We start from the raw sequence: 14,961 nt of genomic DNA, 5'->3' as shown, positions 1-14,961 counted from the left end.
GAAGGGGCAAGCTTTTTTGAATCGCTTGCCAAACAGGGGAAGTCCATCCGCGTGCTGACCAACGCGATGAACACCACCGACGTGCTGGTGGTGCATGCGGGCTATGCCAAATACCGACGTGAGCTGCTGCAGGCGGGCGTGGAGCTGTTCGAGTTGAAATTGCGCGCCGGCCAACCGACGGGGCGCAAGGAGCTTAAACCGCTAGGGTTGTCCGGCGCGGCGCTGCACGCGAAAACCTTCGCCATCGACGATAAGCGGGTGTTTATCGGTTCGTTCAATTTCGATCCGCGCTCGGCGCACCTGAACTGCGAAATGGGATTCTTGATCGACAGCCCGACGTTGGCGGCCGACACCCGTCAACTGTTTGATGGCCCGCTCGAGTATGCCGCCTATCGGCCGACATTGACGCCCAAGGGCAAAATGGTGTGGAACGAAGCCTTCGAAGACGGCCACACCGAGGTGCATCAACAAGAGCCCGGCGCCGGCTGGGTAAAACGCATCGTTCTCACCGTGGCCGGCTGGCTGCCGATCGAGTGGATGTTGTAACGGCGGCGAATGCCGCCGCCACCCGTTGAGTCAACCGTTGCAAGGGAACCTCGCCCGCGATGATTGCGATGAGGCGCGCATCCTCAAACAGGGCGAGGGAGGGCACGGATTTGATGCCGAATGCAGGGGCGAGCGTCGGCGCCTGCGCGACGTCAATGCGGCCGAAGGCGATCTCGTTGGCGTGACGGTGCAGCTGTTCAACGATCCCCTGCATATTCTGGCAGGGGCGGCACCAGGATGCGGAAAAGTAGAGGATGACCCGCTGCCCCTCGGGTTTGTCTGCGTCATAGAGGAAACGGGTCACCTCATGGGGCTCCGCCAGGTTCGTGATCGTCATGGCAGGCTCCTGACGATCTCCATCCCCATCCAAAACATCGTGACGATTTGTGTGAAAAAGAAAGCGAAGCGCCAGGTGGCGACGTTTTCCGTCTGCTCGAAACCGATGTGAACCAGGCTCTGCGCCATGCGCGCGCCGAGCAGGACCAGAGACAAGACATTCAGCGTGGTGCTTTCCACCTGAAATACGGCTATCGCCACAACGAGGGCCGTATAAACCGGCAAATTCTCAATGCAGTTGCGATGCGCCGCAATGGCGCGCTGGTAGCCATCGCTGCCCTGCGGTTTGTTCGCTTGCCATTCGCTGACCGTGGCGCGGCCGGTTAAAATTCTGGACCAGCGATAAACGCCGACGGTGCCGAATAGAATCAATAATGTCCAGCCGGCAAACGCCAGCAGCACCAGGGTTGGCATATTCATAACGCATTCTCACTTGTGTAGGGGAAGGCCGGCGGCCTCAGGGAGAGCCAATCGGCTTGAACACAAGGTTATATTAGGATTGAGTAAATTAGCAATACCTAATTTAATAAATGCTAATGTAATGCTGTGCCAGCGCCTGAAAGCCGCTATAATGCGGCTGAATGATGACGGGGCGGTGATTGACCATGAATGCAAAAGCTAAGCAGGATCCCTTTTTGATCGACGGAGCGGTTGAAGCCGCCAGGCTGTTGAAAGCGATAGGCAATGAACACCGCTTGCTGGTGCTTTGCCTGCTATTGAAACACGATGAGATTGCCGTGGGGGAGCTACAACAGTTGGTGCCGCTCAGCCAATCGGCGCTGTCGCAGCATCTGGCGAAAATGCGCAATGAAGGTCTGGTAACGTACCGACGCGAAGCGCAAACCCTGTTTTACCGCATCGATGACCCAAACGTGGCGAAAGTGATCGCCACGCTCAGAGAGATTTACGCGCCGAAGTGAACAGGGCGTTGATCGCCGGCCGAGATTCGCTTATCGGTTGGCATCTGCATCACCAGAGAGTTTAAAAGTAAACAACGCCGTTTCATGAACACGGCCCGGTGTCCAGCAGCTGCGTGCGATGGCGCTTTTGGTGTCGCGATAGAACTCTGGGGTGCCCGTCAGCACGATATTTCTGGCTTTACCCTTATCATCAACATCAAACGTTGCGCTCACTTCGCCTTCGCGTTTTTCTGCCTTCGCAGAGGCGGAATAGTGTGGCCGCTCATAAAAAACTTGTCCGTCGCATCCCAGGTTAGGCGGTTGCTTTGCCGTTGGAACATCGCTGCCTGCACGCCAGGCATAAACGCAATCATTCACCGCACTGGCTTTTTCACAGCCATCAGGCTGCATTGGCACGCAGCCGGCAAGTGCCAGGCTCAGCGGGAGGAGGGGGAGTCGTGACATGGCATTTCCTGCATGACTTATCAATCAGATAACGTATATTTTCGCTGAGCGTAGAGTATTTGGAAAGAGAAATGATGCAGCGTCTGTCGATATAAATCGGCCGTGTTTTTCGGCAGAGTGATAAAGCAGAATTTATTGGATTTTATTTTATTGAATTATATTTTTTATATTATTTACCGATAAAGATTACTGGCGTTTTTAATTATTTCCCAAGGCAGTAAAATCGGAAAAAATGACCGATTGGATTATTCTTTTCTGTAGCCACTTCGGCAGAAACCAAAGGATATTCCGCCATGCGCATGATGAAAGCCGCCGCCTTTATCGAAAAGGGGCGAATAGAACTCATTGAAAAACCTATTCCTTCCCCTGGCCCCAACGATGCCTTGCTCAAAATAACCACGACGACAATCTGCGGCACGGATATTCATATCCTCAAGGGGGAATACACGGTGCCGCGTAGGTTGACCATTGGCCATGAGCCGGTCGGCATTATTGAAAAGTTGGGAAGCAATGTTAAAGGCTTTCAAGAGGGGCAGCGGGCATTGGCTGGGGCTATTTGCCCCTCTTTTACCTCCTATTCATGTCAGGACGGCTTTCCCGCGCAGGACGGTTCCTATTTACCCGAATGCCGCTGCCATGGCTATAAAGCCACGGCGGGTTGGCGCTTCGGCAACGTTATCGACGGCACTCAGGCTGAATATGTCTTGGTGCCTGATGCGGAAGCTAATCTGGCGCTCATCCCCGACGGTCTGACGGATGAACAGGTGCTGATGTGCCCGGATGTGATGTCTACCGGTTTCAAAGGGGCAGAAAATGCCAACATTAACATTGGCGATACGGTAGCCATTTTCGCCCAGGGCCCGATCGGCTTATGTGCCACCGCGGGGGCTCGCCTGCGGGGCGCCAGCCTGATTATTGCCATCAGCAGCTCTCCCGAAAAGCTGATGATGGCGGGAAAAATGGGGGCAAACGTCTTGTTGAATTACAAGGAAACCGATGTGATTGATGAAATATTCAAGATTACGGCAGGGCGCGGCGTGGATGCCAGCATCGAGTGTTTGGGGACGCAGGCCACCTTTAATCAGGCGCTGCGAGTCTTAAAACCCGGTGGCACATTGTCCAGCCTTGGCGTCTATAGCGACGATATTCAATTGCCTGTCGAGGCGTTTGCCTATGGGCTTGGCGATCATACGATTCGGTCGGCTCTGTGCCCCGGCGGCAAGGAACGGATGCGCAGAATGATGAACGTGATCCAGCATGGCGGTTTGGATCTCACGCCGTTCGTGACGCATCGTTTTCAACTGGAGAATATTGCCGAGGCTTACCACCTGTTCTCCGAAAAGCGCGATGGCGTGATTAAGTTGGCGATAACCCCGTAACGTGATGAACTCTGCGCAGCGGCCGTGGCCGCCGCGCAGGGTGTTATTGGCTGATCGTCTGCTGTAGCGCCTGAACGGAAGAGACGATGCCGGCATCGACCGACATGGTCAAATCTTCCATTTCCAACGACACCCAGTCGTTGTAGCCCATCATGCGCACCACCGAGAAGAATTCCTTCCACCACTGCAGATCCCGGCCGCAGCCGACGGCGACATAGTTCCAGGCGCGGCCGGCCACCTCGTCGATCGGTTTGGTTTCCAGCAGTCCGTTAACTTCGACGACACCGCGTTCCAGGCGAACGTCTTTGCCGTGTACATGGTGAATGGCGGGGCCAAGGGCGCGAGCGACCGCGATGGGATCCGCGCCCATCCAGATCAAATGGCTGGGATCGAGGTTCAGGCCCACCATCGGGCCAACGGCTTCGCGCAACCGGAACAGCGTTTCCGGGTTCCACACCAGCATGGCGCTGAAGTTTTCCAGCGCAAAGCGCTCGACGCCGCACGCTTTGGCTCGGGCGACCAGCGCCTGCCAATAGGGGATCGCCACCTCATTCCATTGATAGTCCAGACAGTTTTTCACCGTCGGCGGCCAGCTGACGGTATAGGTGATCCAGTTGGGGATGGTGTCATGCGGGCTGGCCGGCGGCAGGCCGCTCATCATGACGATTTTCTTCACCCCCAGCAGGCCGGCCAGCTCCAGCGTATTGTCGGTTTGGCGCAGATGGCGCTGCCCCAGCTCGCCCGGATCGAGCGGATTGCCGGAGACATTGAGCGCGGCGATCTCCATGCCGCGGCTGGCCAGCGCTTGCTGCAGCTGCCGGCGTTTGGCGGGGTTGGCCAGCAGTTCCTCGGTATCCAGATGGGGCGCCGGGGACCAACCGCCGGTGGTCATCTCCACGCCGCGCACCCCCAGCTCCAGCAGCCGATCCAGCATCGGCTCGAAGGGTAAATGGCCCAGGCTGTCGGTACAGAACGAAAGTTTCATGGTGCTTTCCTTATTGGTAATTAACCCAGGTGGCGCCGTTGTCGGCGGAACGAACGCAGTTTTCAATCCAGCGCACGCCTTCCAATCCGGCATCGATATCCGGATAGATCAGCGCGGCCAGCGTCTGCCGATCGCCGCGCTGACTGGCGCTGATGGCGATGGCGAACTTGAGGTAAATATTGGCCCAGGATTCGGCTAGCCCTTCGGTATGCAGCGCGCCGAGCCGCTCTTCTGCCAGCGCGCTGTCGTCCAGATAGGGCATGCCGTGGTGCAGCGTTTGGTTGGGCCGCCCCTGGATCTCATAGCGCAATTCGCCGGGCGTGGAATCGCTCCATTGCAGGCTGGCGCGTGAGCCCACCACGCGAATGCTTTGGCTGTCCATCGCGCCCGCATTGATGGCGGAGGCCCACATGCGCCCGACGGCGCCGTTTTCGTAGTGCATCAGCACCATGGCATTGTCTTCCAGCGGGGCGCGGGAAGGGATAAAGCTCTGGCGATCGCACAGCAGGGAGGCAATTTTCATGTCGGGCATGACCAGCTGTGAGATGTAGAAGGTGTGGGTGGAAATGTCGCCCAGCACAAAGGAGGGGCCGGCGATTTTCGGATCGACGCGCCACTTTTGCGCCTCGAACGTGTCCGCGCTTTCGTTGGCGTTGAAGCCATGGGTGTACTGCAATTCGACCATGCGTATTTCGCCGATGTCGCCGTTCGCGATCATGGCGCGCATCTGCATCAGCAGCGGATGCCCGGAGAAGCCGTAGGTTACGCCGACGATCAGGCCTTTCTCCGCCGCCAGCGCCTTGATTTCTCTTGCCTCCGCCGTAGTGAAGAACAGCGGTTTTTCGCAGATGACATGCAGGCCGGCATTCAGCGCGGCGCGCGTGATTTCATAATGGGTGCCGTTAGGGGTGGCGATGGTCACCACCTCAACGCCATCTTCGCGGTTGGCCTCTTGTTTCAGCAACTGCTGATAGTCGTCATAGCAGCGTTCGGCGGGCACGCCGAGATTGACGCCAAACTCACGCCCGCGCGCCGCGTCGATATCAAAAGCGCCGGCAACCAGCCGATAGGCGGTATTGTCGCGCAGTGCGCCGGAACGGTGCTTGTAGCCCACCTGACTGAGGCGGCCGCCGCCGATCATCGCCCAACGCAGCGGGCGAGGGATGCTTCTTTCACCATTTAACATGCTGACTCCTGACACTGTGGCTTTGCACTCGGGTGCAAAGCGGGTTGAAAAAGAGAGTGGCAACGGTTTATTTTTGGTTCATCTGCGCAAATTGCGGGTAGTTTTCTCGCGTCACGGTGGCATAAGGCACCCAGTTGTAAGACTCGGTTTTGGCGTGATCCAACATCGCTCGGGTCACTTGCACCGCGCCGATCGCCTGGGCTTTGGCATCCTGGAAAATAGTCACCGCCAGGTCGCCGTTTTTGATAAATTGCAGGCCGTCGGGCGTGCCGTCGATACCGGCAACCCGTACGCCGTTCTTTTTGGCCTGCTTCAGCGCCATGATCGCGCCGATGGCCATCTCATCGTTGTTGGCGGCGATCGCATCGATCGGTACGCCGTTCAGCAACCAGCCGGAGACCACGTCGACCGCTTCATTGCGTTGCCATTTCGCAGTCTGTTTCTCTCTACCACTTTCAGCTCTTTGTGTTTGGCGATCACCGCTTCCACCGCGCGGGTGCGCTCGCGGGTTTCTTCGTTGGAGAGGGCGCCCATCAGGATCGCCACGTTGCCGCGGTAATTCATTTTTTTCGCCAGGGCCTCCATCTGCAGGCGGCCGCTGAGCGCCGAGTCGGAGCCGACGTAGGCCGTCGCGCCGCTCAGCGGCACTTCGGGTTTGCGGTTGACGAAGATAAGGGGGATAGCGGCGCGTTTGGCGGCCGCTATCATCGGCTGGACGCCTTGCGTATCGACCGGGTTGAGGATAATGGCGTCCACGCCCTGATTAATCAGATCGTCTACCTGCTGCACCTGCAGGGCGACATCGCCTTTGGCATCGACGAACTGGCCTTGCAGCTGCTGCGCAGCCAGTTCACGCGCCATTTGGCTGCGCAGGATGGAGACGAAGTTGAGATCGAAATTGGCCAGCGCCACGCCGACCTGATAGCTCTTGGCCTGAGCGGTCATGACAAACAGCGAGCAGGCTAACATCAACAACAGTCTGGTTTTTTTCATTACGGTATCCTGTTGAGAAGAGAGGTGTTAGGTAAAAACAGTTCTTTTGCAACCGGGTGCAAATCAGAAGAAAAAACCGCGATGAGTCTCTGAATGCCACCGTGAATGTCGGCCATGAAGAAAATTTGGTCAACAGGGGAAAGGTGAAAACAGCGCGGACGATCACAAACTCTTTACGGCTTGCACCCGGTTGCACAACAAATTGCAATCGAGTGCAAAAACGGGACATAATCGCAGCAGGTATGCCGACAGGCGCTTAGGGGATCTGAGCGAGCAGGGTATAGTGTGACTTCACCGAAGCAGGGATCGACGCAACCATGATAAAACACCACAAAGCCACCGCCAGCGACGTCGCCGAAAAGGCCGGCGTCTCTAAATGGACGGTATCGCGCGCCTTTACGCCCGGTGCGTCGATCTCGGACAACGCGCGTGAAAGCGTATTGGCGGCGGCCGCCGAGCTGGGCTATCGGCCAAACCTGCTGGCGCGCAGCCTGTCGCAAAAACGCACGCACATCATTGGCGTAGCCATCGACGAGATGAAGAACCCGCATTCGATGATGATGCTCGATATGGTCACCAAACAGCTGCAAACTCGCGGTTATATGGCGCTGCTGCTGAACATCACCGCGGGGGAAAACTACCGGGCGGTGATGGCGATGGCCGATCAGCTGCAGGTCGATGGCATTCTGTTCCTGGCGACGGTGTTAACCAAAGAGTGGGCGGCGATCGCGCAAGATCTGCATCAGATCCCGCTGGTGCAGGTGTGCCGCAATACGGAAAGCGAACACATTGATGTGGTAAACATAGACGGTTACCGCGCCGGCGAAGAGATCGCCACGCTGCTGATAGAGCAAGGTCATCGGCGCTTTGGCTACATGAAGGGGCCGGATACGCAAAGCAGCCATTTGCTGCGCATGGAAGGCTACCGCGACAAACTGATGGCCGCCGGCTTTCAGCTGGATCGGGTGCTCACCGCCGGCCACTACGATCGCCAGCGCGGTTTCCAACTGATGAGTGAATACCTGCAGGCAACGCCGGAAAGCGAGCGGCTTGAAGCGCTGTTCTGCGAGAACGACGTGCTGGCGCTGGGGGCGCTCGAAGCGCTCAGGCAAGTGGCGCCGTCGTCCGCGATGGCCGTGGTGGGTTTCGACGATATCGACGAGGCCGGCTCAGCCAACTGGGCGCTGACCAGCTACAGCCAACGTATTGACCGGCTGGTCGAAGAGGCCTTGAATCGCCTGATCGACAATCGCGCCACGGCAGACGGCGCCTGGCGGCACGGAGAATTGCGGGTTCGGCGGTCGCATGTGAAGCAAGAGGGAATTCAGATCGCTGATTGAGTTCATGGCGGATAATATTTCCGCCATGCTAAAATTATGGAGTTTCATCTGGCACAGAGATAAGCCAGGGTGTAGCAGAGCTATTTTTTATGGCCTCAAGATAATTTTCCACCATAATCTGATTTTTTTCAGACATTTCACAAAATATTACCAGTTGGCCGAATAGTTCAGTGTCATCATTGATTTCATCAGGAATTACTTCCGGAACGAATGTAATAGCGCGTTTAGACAACGTTCGCACGGTGAATTTTTTGCCAAACTCAGGTTGGCTATCAAACGCATTAACGCCTGTCCTTCCTGAATTTCACAATGAAATAAATTACTGCAGCAAAGACTAAACCATAAAAAAAGAGTAATGACCGATCGGGCATGATTCCATTCGCCAAAAAATTGATATTGCGTGTAATTTATAGTAATGGTTTAAAATAAGCAATATCCGGTTTGATTTTCAACCGTTACGACAGGAATCACATCCGCTTAAATCTGAACCCCTGTGTGAGTTTCTTGTCTCCAGATTTCACGTAGCGCGATCAAAAAGGAGGGCATGTTGACCCATTTTGCAGAGTGGCTTAGCCAAATTCAGGCGCTTGAGGTTGAACTGCACCAGCCAACGACGCGCTGCGATCCGAAACGTGTCGCGGCATTGTTGCATGAAGACTTTGAAGAGATTGGTCGTTCAGGGCTGCGCTATGACAAGCGCCAGACCGTTGCGGCGCTGGAGATGGAAACGGATTATCCGCAGATTGTCGCCGAAGCTTTTAAGCTGGCGCAAATCAGCGAAGGCGCCGTGTTGCTGACGTATAAAAGTTTTCAGCGTGACGCACAGGGCCGCGCCGTTCGTTGCACTGAGCGCTCATCGATTTGGCTCCTGAAAGATAAAGAGGGTTGGCAGATGCGATTTCATCAAGGTACGCCGACTGATGATTGATTGCGTTTAAAAGCGGCGAGTGACAGTAAGCCTGGCGGGAAAATGGAATGTCGGAATGATAACGTTGAAGGTGAGGCGAGAGATGATGTGCAGGGCTAATCCCGGTGCGTATTCAGTATTTCAATTTAACATAATATACATTATGCGCACCTAAGTGGTGATATGTGGATTCTGCCGTCCAGGCCTGACTACTTGGGGTTTCTCCTGCGGCCAACCAGGCCAGCGCAGCGCCAACTGCTCATGCCGCTGAACAAATTCGTTTTTCAACCGGCCATAAGCCGCCGGGTTTTGCCGGCTGTCTTCTGCTGCCTGACGTTTGATTGCCGCATATTGCTGAGCAACATCATGATGCTTGCGCAGATAATCTCTGAACGCCAAATGTCGGATCGCCTGTTCACTTCCTGCAGTAAATGCATGATTGCCGTTTTCCTTGATGTAGTAACGCCTGCCGGCTATGCCGTTCTCGCCGCGCGGCGTAGATCTCATATCATGCATCCTGTCATTCAAACCATCCAACGCCGCCAGGCTTTCAACTTCTAACAAGATATCAATCGCGGCAGCTCCTGCTGATGAATTGCCGTTAACATGCCGGCCAGTATGCGCTCTGTCATTTCCTGCCCCAATAATGATGACCGGGCATGGTTTCTATGGCGCCTACCTGCCGGTATTGGCCAGAAATCCCCTGCTTTTTTTGATCGCGCTACGTGAAATCTGATAAAACGTGGCGGCTAAGATACTGCAGATTTCACCCAAACGCGTCACTTAAGCGGGCAGTATTTGCACGCTAAATGCGCATTGGCGCGCGTTTGATCGCTTTCGGCACGCACCTCGGCGTTGGCTATACTGAATGGGAACATTCCTCCTCGCTCCAGGAGCCTCCCCATGTTTGATCATGTGAAATTTGGCGTCAGCGACTTTGCCCTCAGCAAAGCGTTTTTCCTCAATGCGCTGGCGCCACTGGGCGTAAAAATCGTTGCCGAAGGCGACCCCGGCTATGGCATTGAGTTGTGTCCCGAACGGGGTAATGTGTCATTATGCCTGTTTCAGACCGATGAAAAGCCGGCGCATCTGCACCTGGCATTTGCCGCAAGCAGCCGTGAGCAGGTCGATGCGTTCTACCACGCCGCGCTAAACGCCGGCGGCAAAGACAATGGCGCGCCCGGTTTGCGGCCCAATTACCATGCCCATTACTATGCGGCATTTGTGATCGCCCCGGATGGCCACAATATCGAGGCGGTTTGCCACAACCCGATGGACTAATGATTTTTCTAGTTAAAACAGTCTGTTAATTATGACCTCACACACTCTATTTAACATAACATTGTGATGCTCGCTAACCCTGTTCTGGCCGCCATTCTTCATATTTCCAGTAAAGCGGATGGCGATCCGTTACTTTGGCAGCCCCATCGCGGAGTAAAATATTCTGTAGGCTGATGTCATTGACGCTGCTCTTCCCTACTCTCCTTATATCTGAAGTCCCTCAGCCTTCAGTATGGCGTACCTGACGACGAATAACTTGCGGCGGCTGCCCAATCGTACGAATAAAAGCGCGCCGCATACGTTCTCTGTCGATAAATCCTGTTTGCCTGGCGATCTCATCCAGCGAACTGTTGCTCTCCTCTAACATCGCCCGCGCCGATTCCAGCCGCAGATACTCAACGGCCCTTGCCGGCGACTGTCCGGTTTCCGCCTGAAAGATACGGCTGAATTGACGAGGCGACAGATTCGCCACGTCGGCCAGTTCTTCAATATTTAGACGACGGTCCAGATTGCGGCGCGCATAGGTCAGCACCTTCTGAATGCGATCGGTTTTCGGTTCCAGCTCCAGTAGTGACGAGTACTGCGATTGCCCACCCGTGCGGCGATGGTAAAGCACCAGTTTTCGCGCTATAGACCGGGTGATATCGGGGCCCAAATCACTTTCGATCAACGCCAGAGCGAGGTCGATAGCCGCTGTCATCCCTGCTGATGTCCAGTACGGACCATCGCAGACAAATATCCGGTCTTCTTCAACCTGTATCTTCGGGTAGCGCTGCTTGAGTTCCCGGGCATACATCCAGTGCGTGGTGGCGCGATGTCCGTCCAGCATTCCGGCTTCCGCAAGCAAAAACGTCCCAATACACGCTGCTGCGACCCGACGGGCGAATGGCGCGGCGCGGCGCACGAACGCGATGGTATCGGGTGTCGCCTTTTCCATACTGGCGCCAAACAGCAAAACATCGTAATGCGTTTCAGTAAAGGCTTCCGTCACCACATCGAAGCCCGCGGATGTGCGTAACGCGCCGCCATTTTCCGAAAGCAAATGAATGTCATAGACCGGTTCCGGCAACACCATATTGGCGACTTCAAACGCGGTAATAACCGCAAAGCCCATCGGCGAATAACCGGGTGTGAGGATAAAACCGACTCTGCGCATATAGCGGACCCATCATAATCCAATGTCATAAAAAGGCGTTTATATGACATTTAAGACATAAAATGCGAGTGTTATTGTGCTCATCATTGAAAATAACCACCCTGGAGAAAAACATGAGCACATCATCAAATGGCACCGCCCTGGTGACCGGCGCTTCAAGCGGCATCGGCGCACTCTATGCCGACAGACTCGCTAAACGCGGCTACGATCTGATCCTTGTGGCGCGCAATACTGACCGTCTGGAACAGGTTGCCCAACGGATCCGCGATACTCATCATCGTCAGGTCCGTATTATCGGCGCGGACCTCGGTAACCCGCAGGAACTACGCCATGTGGAAGAGCTACTGCGTAATGAAACGTCACTGACTATGCTGGTGAATAATGCCGGTTTTGGCGCCGTAACGCCGCTTCTGGATTCGAATGTTGATGAAATGGAAGCGATGATTAACCTCAACGTCACCGCGCTGATGCGTTTAACTTATGCGGCTGCACCGGCAATGCTCGCTCGCGGAACGGGAACAATCATTAATATCGCGTCTATCGTCGCGATTAGCCCGGAAACCCTGAATGGGATTTATGGCGCAAGCAAAGCCTTTGTGCTGGCGTTCAGCCACTCTCTGCAGCACGAGCTCGGGGATAAAGGGATTCGCGTTCAGGCCGTTTTACCCGGCGCGACGGCGACCGCGTTCTGGAATGTGCCAGGCGTAGGCGGCCATGAAAATCTGCCGCAATCATGGGTCATGAAAAGCGAGGAGATGGTCGATGCCGCGCTGGCAGGTTTAGATGCCGGTGAAACGGTGACCATCCCGCCATTGCAGGACGGTGAAGAATGGAATGCCTGGGAGGCCGCTCGCCGTACCATGAGCCAGCATCTCAGCACTGCGCAGCCGGCCCCGCGTTATCGCCGTTAAGGCACGTCCATTCATTACGTCTGATGTTCCAAAACCGCCTGAGGGATATTACGAAAGCTTATCGCCAGGCGGTTGTAGGCGTTGATGAGACTGATAGCCAGCGTAAGGTCACATACCTCTTCGTCGCTGAAATAGCGCCGCAAATCTGGCGCGCGTTCACGCCGGTTTGATGAAGGGGCAATGAGCGTCATATATTCAGCCCAGGCTAACGCCGCGCGCTCCTTTAAAGAAAAAATGCCTTCGGTACAGACCCATCCCTGGAGCGCCGCCAGTTTCTCAGCGCCGACGCCCTCTTTCATCAACATACGCGTATGCAAATCAGTGCAATACGCGCAGCCGTTAATCTGGCTGACGCGTAAATTAATGAGATCGCGCAGTCGCTCGTCCAAACCGCAATGACAGAGGTAATGGTCAATGGCGCTGAATGCCTGGACGCCAGCGGAAGACGTCCGGGTGTAATCAATTCGGACGCCCATTTACTACGGCTTACTGTCTGGCGTGGTGAGCTGAGTATCTTTGGTGTCCACGACAAATACCGCCAGTAGTTTCGCCGGTTTGGTTTTGCTGGCGTTACGGCTGACAACATGGTGCGCGCCAGGATCTTCATACCAGCTTTCGCCTGCCCGATAAGTCCGTTCAGGTTGACCTTCGACCTGACTGATAATCTCGCCTTCCACGACATAGGCGTAGATAAATGAAGAAGGAGCATGCGTATGAGATGCCGATGCAGCGCCCGCAGGATAAAGGACTTCGACGGCAGTAAGCGATTTACCCGGAATGTTGGGGATCGCATGCGAAAAATTCGGTTTAACCGTCTCGCCTTGCCCCTGTGGTTCAGCGCCCTGCGCCAAAACGGTTGTTGAGAAGATCATTCCGACAGCGGCTACTGCGGATAAAAATGGATTTCTGCTTATCATATGACGGGCTCCTGACTGGAGTTGTTAAGCTTGCAGGTGTGACGCCGCGCGATCGCCACGTCACAACACGCAATATCAGGGTTTTTGCGCTTCCTGCGGTACATTGCGGAAACTGATAGCCAGACGGTTATAGGCGTTGATTAAGCCTATCGCCATCGTCAAATCCGCCAGTTCCTTATCTTCGAAAACGGCAGATGCCGCCGCAAAGGCTTCATCCGGAACATGCGTTTCAGAAACCCGGGTGACGGTCTCGGCCCAGGACAGCGCCGCCTTTTCACGCGCGGTAAAGACCTCTCCGGCTTCCTCCCAAACTTGCACCAAAGCAAGTTTGACGGGGCTGAGACCTTTCTTCAGGAGATCGCGTGTGTGCATATCCAGGCAATAAGCGCAGCCGTTAATTTGGCTGACGCGCAAATTAACCAGTTCCACGAGCGTATTCTCCAGGCCACATTGCGCGACGTAGGCATAAACACCACCGAGCGCTTTAACCCCTGCCGGAGAAGTTTTAGTATAATCAATGCGTTGACTCATTTTTTATTTCCTTTATCGTTGAAACTGAGTCAAGCATAACAGCTGGATTTACACTTAAAAGAACCAAAAAACGAAGATTTTGCTGTACCACGCATCCGGGATGGCTAAAACATGCTGACCAGAGATGCCTCTGCTATTTCAAGTACACCTGCTGATTAATGGAGCGATATATGAACAGACCCACTCTGGCGCTGACGATTGACCGTAACGCACGGATATCCATCGCCGAGCAGATCCGCCAGGGGATCACCGAAGCCATTGAGAGCGGTGTTCTTGCGCCAGGCACAAGGCTCCCTTCATGGATTGACCTTGCCATACAATTGGGTATCTCTCGCGGCACGGTTAAGACCGCCTATGAACGGTTATCCGATGAGCAACTTGTCGTGATGTCCCGCTCTCGTGGAACCTGCGTCGTGGATAATCTACCGCCGGGCAGGACGGCGAAAAAGGTGCCTGAATCCGTACCCACTTCAGAATTGTTTCAGGATTTTCTCTTTCCTACAGGCGATTTTCAGATGGGGATCCCTGCCGGCGATGTCTTTCCCGTCCCCCTCTTTTCACGCCTTTTTGCGGCGTCAGCCCGTCACGCCGTGCAGTCCAGACAATGCTATGGCGACCCCAGAGGGGAAAGCGAATTGCGCCGCGAAATCGCCGGTCAGCTCACCCTTTCCAGAGGAATCAAATGCCATCCTTCTCAAGTTTTCGTGACTGCCGGATTCACCGGAGGACTTGGCCTCATACTGCACGCGCTGTCTTTACGCGGGCACAAAGCCTGGGTGGAAAATCCTGGCTTTCCGCCGGCAAGAAAAGCCTTGAGCCTTGCGGGCCTGGCCACGGTACCTGTGCGGGTCGATTCCGAAGGGATGGATATAGAATATGGCATCCATCACGCGCCTGACGCGGCAATCGCGCTGGTCACCCCCGGGCAGCAAGCGCCCCTGGGGATGGCATTATCATTGGAACGGCGCCACCGTTTAATTGAGTGGGCCCACCAAAATGGCCGCTGGATCATCGAGGATGACTATCTGGGGGAGTTGCAGCTTAATCGCCGCGCGGCGCCAGCGCTGGCGTCACAGGATATTTATGGTCGGGTTATCCATATTGGATCATTCAGTAAAACCATTAGCCC

At 55.2% G+C, this 14,961-nt stretch carries 19 protein-coding genes and 1 pseudogene; 8 read left to right on the top strand and 12 right to left on the bottom strand.

Annotation, left to right across the window (positions count from 1 at the left end; genetic code table 11):
• The coding region (locus ADK28_RS04735; protein ID WP_048795025.1) for a phospholipase D-like domain-containing protein at nt 1-546 on the top strand (546 nt) is incomplete at its 5' end.
• On the opposite strand, the gene ADK28_RS04730 is transcribed toward ADK28_RS04735, so the two are convergent.
• A complete protein-coding gene (locus tag ADK28_RS04730) occupies nt 506-883 on the bottom strand; it encodes a thioredoxin family protein (protein WP_048795024.1) in 378 nt (125 codons plus the stop codon). The genes ADK28_RS04735 and ADK28_RS04730 overlap by 41 nt on opposite strands.
• Entirely contained in the window at nt 880-1,296 is a 417-nt protein-coding gene (locus tag ADK28_RS04725) for an MAPEG family protein (protein ID WP_232065837.1), read from the bottom strand. The genes ADK28_RS04730 and ADK28_RS04725 overlap by 4 nt, the downstream gene beginning before the upstream one ends.
• A gap of 191 nt (nt 1,297-1,487) precedes the next feature.
• Between ADK28_RS04725 and ADK28_RS04720 the strand changes: the two genes are divergently transcribed.
• Nucleotides 1,488-1,802 (top strand): ArsR/SmtB family transcription factor, encoded by a 315-nt coding sequence (locus ADK28_RS04720; protein ID WP_016927717.1) that lies wholly within the window; start codon nt 1,488-1,490, stop codon nt 1,800-1,802.
• Nucleotides 1,803-1,832: 30 nt separating this feature from the next.
• On the opposite strand, the gene ADK28_RS29755 is transcribed toward ADK28_RS04720, so the two are convergent.
• Entirely contained in the window at nt 1,833-2,246 is a 414-nt protein-coding gene (locus tag ADK28_RS29755) for an energy transducer TonB (RefSeq protein WP_072009664.1), read from the bottom strand.
• 293 nt (nt 2,247-2,539) lie between these two features.
• Here ADK28_RS29755 and ADK28_RS04715 point away from each other — a divergent pair, with 293 nt between their 5' ends.
• A complete protein-coding gene (locus ADK28_RS04715; RefSeq protein WP_048795023.1) occupies nt 2,540-3,625 on the top strand; it encodes an NAD(P)-dependent alcohol dehydrogenase in 1,086 nt (361 codons plus the stop codon).
• A 43-nt stretch (nt 3,626-3,668) separates the two neighbouring features.
• Here the strand turns inward: ADK28_RS04715 and ADK28_RS04710 are convergent, their stop codons facing one another.
• From ADK28_RS04710 to ADK28_RS04700, 3 genes and pseudogenes are all read right to left on the bottom strand, one after another.
• Nucleotides 3,669-4,610, bottom strand: coding sequence for a sugar phosphate isomerase/epimerase family protein (locus ADK28_RS04710; protein WP_048795022.1), 942 nt, complete (start codon nt 4,608-4,610; stop codon nt 3,669-3,671).
• Between the two features lie 10 nt (nt 4,611-4,620).
• A complete protein-coding gene (locus ADK28_RS04705; protein WP_033640308.1) occupies nt 4,621-5,796 on the bottom strand; it encodes a Gfo/Idh/MocA family protein in 1,176 nt (391 codons plus the stop codon).
• Between the two features lie 67 nt (nt 5,797-5,863).
• Nucleotides 5,864-6,789: pseudogene (locus tag ADK28_RS04700) on the bottom strand (substrate-binding domain-containing protein).
• 317 nt (nt 6,790-7,106) lie between these two features.
• Between ADK28_RS04700 and ADK28_RS04695 the strand changes: the two are divergent.
• Nucleotides 7,107-8,129: a LacI family DNA-binding transcriptional regulator gene (locus ADK28_RS04695; RefSeq protein ID WP_048795021.1), complete on the top strand. Its 1,023-nt coding sequence runs from the start codon at nt 7,107-7,109 to the stop codon at nt 8,127-8,129.
• A gap of 34 nt (nt 8,130-8,163) precedes the next feature.
• On the opposite strand, the gene ADK28_RS31290 is transcribed toward ADK28_RS04695, so the two are convergent.
• Nucleotides 8,164-8,361, bottom strand: a complete 198-nt coding sequence (locus ADK28_RS31290) for a hypothetical protein (RefSeq protein ID WP_152929624.1) — start codon at nt 8,359-8,361, stop codon at nt 8,164-8,166.
• Between the two features lie 315 nt (nt 8,362-8,676).
• Here ADK28_RS31290 and ADK28_RS04690 point away from each other — a divergent pair, with 315 nt between their 5' ends.
• Nucleotides 8,677-9,057, top strand: coding sequence for a DUF4440 domain-containing protein (locus ADK28_RS04690; protein ID WP_033641413.1), 381 nt, complete (start codon nt 8,677-8,679; stop codon nt 9,055-9,057).
• 150 nt (nt 9,058-9,207) lie between these two features.
• On the opposite strand, the gene ADK28_RS29750 is transcribed toward ADK28_RS04690, so the two are convergent.
• A complete protein-coding gene (locus ADK28_RS29750; protein ID WP_075202036.1) occupies nt 9,208-9,600 on the bottom strand; it encodes a GrpB family protein in 393 nt (130 codons plus the stop codon).
• Between the two features lie 339 nt (nt 9,601-9,939).
• Between ADK28_RS29750 and ADK28_RS04680 the strand changes: the two genes are divergently transcribed.
• A complete protein-coding gene (locus tag ADK28_RS04680; RefSeq protein ID WP_016927710.1) occupies nt 9,940-10,317 on the top strand; it encodes a VOC family protein in 378 nt (125 codons plus the stop codon).
• A gap of 220 nt (nt 10,318-10,537) precedes the next feature.
• Here ADK28_RS04680 and ADK28_RS04675 read toward each other — a convergent pair whose 3' ends face one another.
• The gene (locus tag ADK28_RS04675) at nt 10,538-11,473 is read right to left on the bottom strand and encodes a GlxA family transcriptional regulator (RefSeq protein ID WP_033640301.1); all 936 of its coding nucleotides are present in this window, start codon (nt 11,471-11,473) and stop codon (nt 10,538-10,540) included.
• Nucleotides 11,474-11,586: 113 nt separating this feature from the next.
• Between ADK28_RS04675 and ADK28_RS04670 the strand changes: the two genes are divergently transcribed.
• Entirely contained in the window at nt 11,587-12,384 is a 798-nt protein-coding gene (locus ADK28_RS04670) for an SDR family NAD(P)-dependent oxidoreductase (RefSeq protein ID WP_016927707.1), read from the top strand.
• Between the two features lie 14 nt (nt 12,385-12,398).
• Here the strand turns inward: ADK28_RS04670 and ADK28_RS04665 are convergent, their stop codons facing one another.
• The 3 genes from ADK28_RS04665 to ADK28_RS04655 form a co-directional block, all read right to left on the bottom strand.
• Nucleotides 12,399-12,860, bottom strand: coding sequence for a carboxymuconolactone decarboxylase family protein (locus tag ADK28_RS04665; RefSeq protein WP_048795019.1), 462 nt, complete (start codon nt 12,858-12,860; stop codon nt 12,399-12,401).
• Between the two features lie 3 nt (nt 12,861-12,863).
• Nucleotides 12,864-13,301 carry a cupin domain-containing protein gene (locus ADK28_RS04660; protein ID WP_065426207.1) on the bottom strand — a complete coding sequence of 146 codons (438 nt, stop codon included), beginning with the start codon at nt 13,299-13,301 and terminating at the stop codon, nt 12,864-12,866.
• A gap of 75 nt (nt 13,302-13,376) precedes the next feature.
• Entirely contained in the window at nt 13,377-13,832 is a 456-nt protein-coding gene (locus ADK28_RS04655) for a carboxymuconolactone decarboxylase family protein (protein WP_033640296.1), read from the bottom strand.
• A 170-nt stretch (nt 13,833-14,002) separates the two neighbouring features.
• Here ADK28_RS04655 and ADK28_RS04650 point away from each other — a divergent pair.
• A partial coding sequence (locus ADK28_RS04650) for a PLP-dependent aminotransferase family protein (protein WP_048795026.1) occupies nt 14,003-14,961 on the top strand: 959 nt, incomplete at its 3' end.

It is taken from the genome of Serratia sp. 506_PEND (assembly GCF_001076875.1).
Taxonomy (GTDB): Bacteria; Pseudomonadota; Gammaproteobacteria; order Enterobacterales; family Enterobacteriaceae; genus Serratia; species Serratia marcescens.
This window is presented reverse-complemented; position numbering and strand designations above follow the sequence as displayed.

Excerpts from the sequence above, each read along its gene's own strand:
- ADK28_RS04730 (WP_048795024.1), bottom strand. The coding sequence starts at position 883 with ATGACGATCACGAACCTGGCGGAGCCCCATGAGGTGACCCGTTTCCTC.
- ADK28_RS04725 (WP_232065837.1), bottom strand. The coding sequence starts at position 1,296 with ATGCCAACCCTGGTGCTGCTGGCGTTTGCCGGCTGGACATTATTGATT.
- ADK28_RS04720 (WP_016927717.1), top strand. The coding sequence starts at position 1,488 with ATGAATGCAAAAGCTAAGCAGGATCCCTTTTTGATCGACGGAGCGGTT.
- ADK28_RS29755 (WP_072009664.1), bottom strand. The coding sequence starts at position 2,246 with ATGTCACGACTCCCCCTCCTCCCGCTGAGCCTGGCACTTGCCGGCTGC.
- ADK28_RS04715 (WP_048795023.1), top strand. The coding sequence starts at position 2,540 with ATGCGCATGATGAAAGCCGCCGCCTTTATCGAAAAGGGGCGAATAGAA.
- ADK28_RS04710 (WP_048795022.1), bottom strand. The coding sequence starts at position 4,610 with ATGAAACTTTCGTTCTGTACCGACAGCCTGGGCCATTTACCCTTCGAG.
- ADK28_RS04705 (WP_033640308.1), bottom strand. The coding sequence starts at position 5,796 with ATGTTAAATGGTGAAAGAAGCATCCCTCGCCCGCTGCGTTGGGCGATG.
- ADK28_RS04695 (WP_048795021.1), top strand. The coding sequence starts at position 7,107 with ATGATAAAACACCACAAAGCCACCGCCAGCGACGTCGCCGAAAAGGCC.
- ADK28_RS04680 (WP_016927710.1), top strand. The coding sequence starts at position 9,940 with ATGTTTGATCATGTGAAATTTGGCGTCAGCGACTTTGCCCTCAGCAAA.
- ADK28_RS04675 (WP_033640301.1), bottom strand. The coding sequence starts at position 11,473 with ATGCGCAGAGTCGGTTTTATCCTCACACCCGGTTATTCGCCGATGGGC.
- ADK28_RS04670 (WP_016927707.1), top strand. The coding sequence starts at position 11,587 with ATGAGCACATCATCAAATGGCACCGCCCTGGTGACCGGCGCTTCAAGC.
- ADK28_RS04665 (WP_048795019.1), bottom strand. The coding sequence starts at position 12,860 with ATGGGCGTCCGAATTGATTACACCCGGACGTCTTCCGCTGGCGTCCAG.
- ADK28_RS04660 (WP_065426207.1), bottom strand. The coding sequence starts at position 13,301 with ATGATAAGCAGAAATCCATTTTTATCCGCAGTAGCCGCTGTCGGAATG.
- ADK28_RS04655 (WP_033640296.1), bottom strand. The coding sequence starts at position 13,832 with ATGAGTCAACGCATTGATTATACTAAAACTTCTCCGGCAGGGGTTAAA.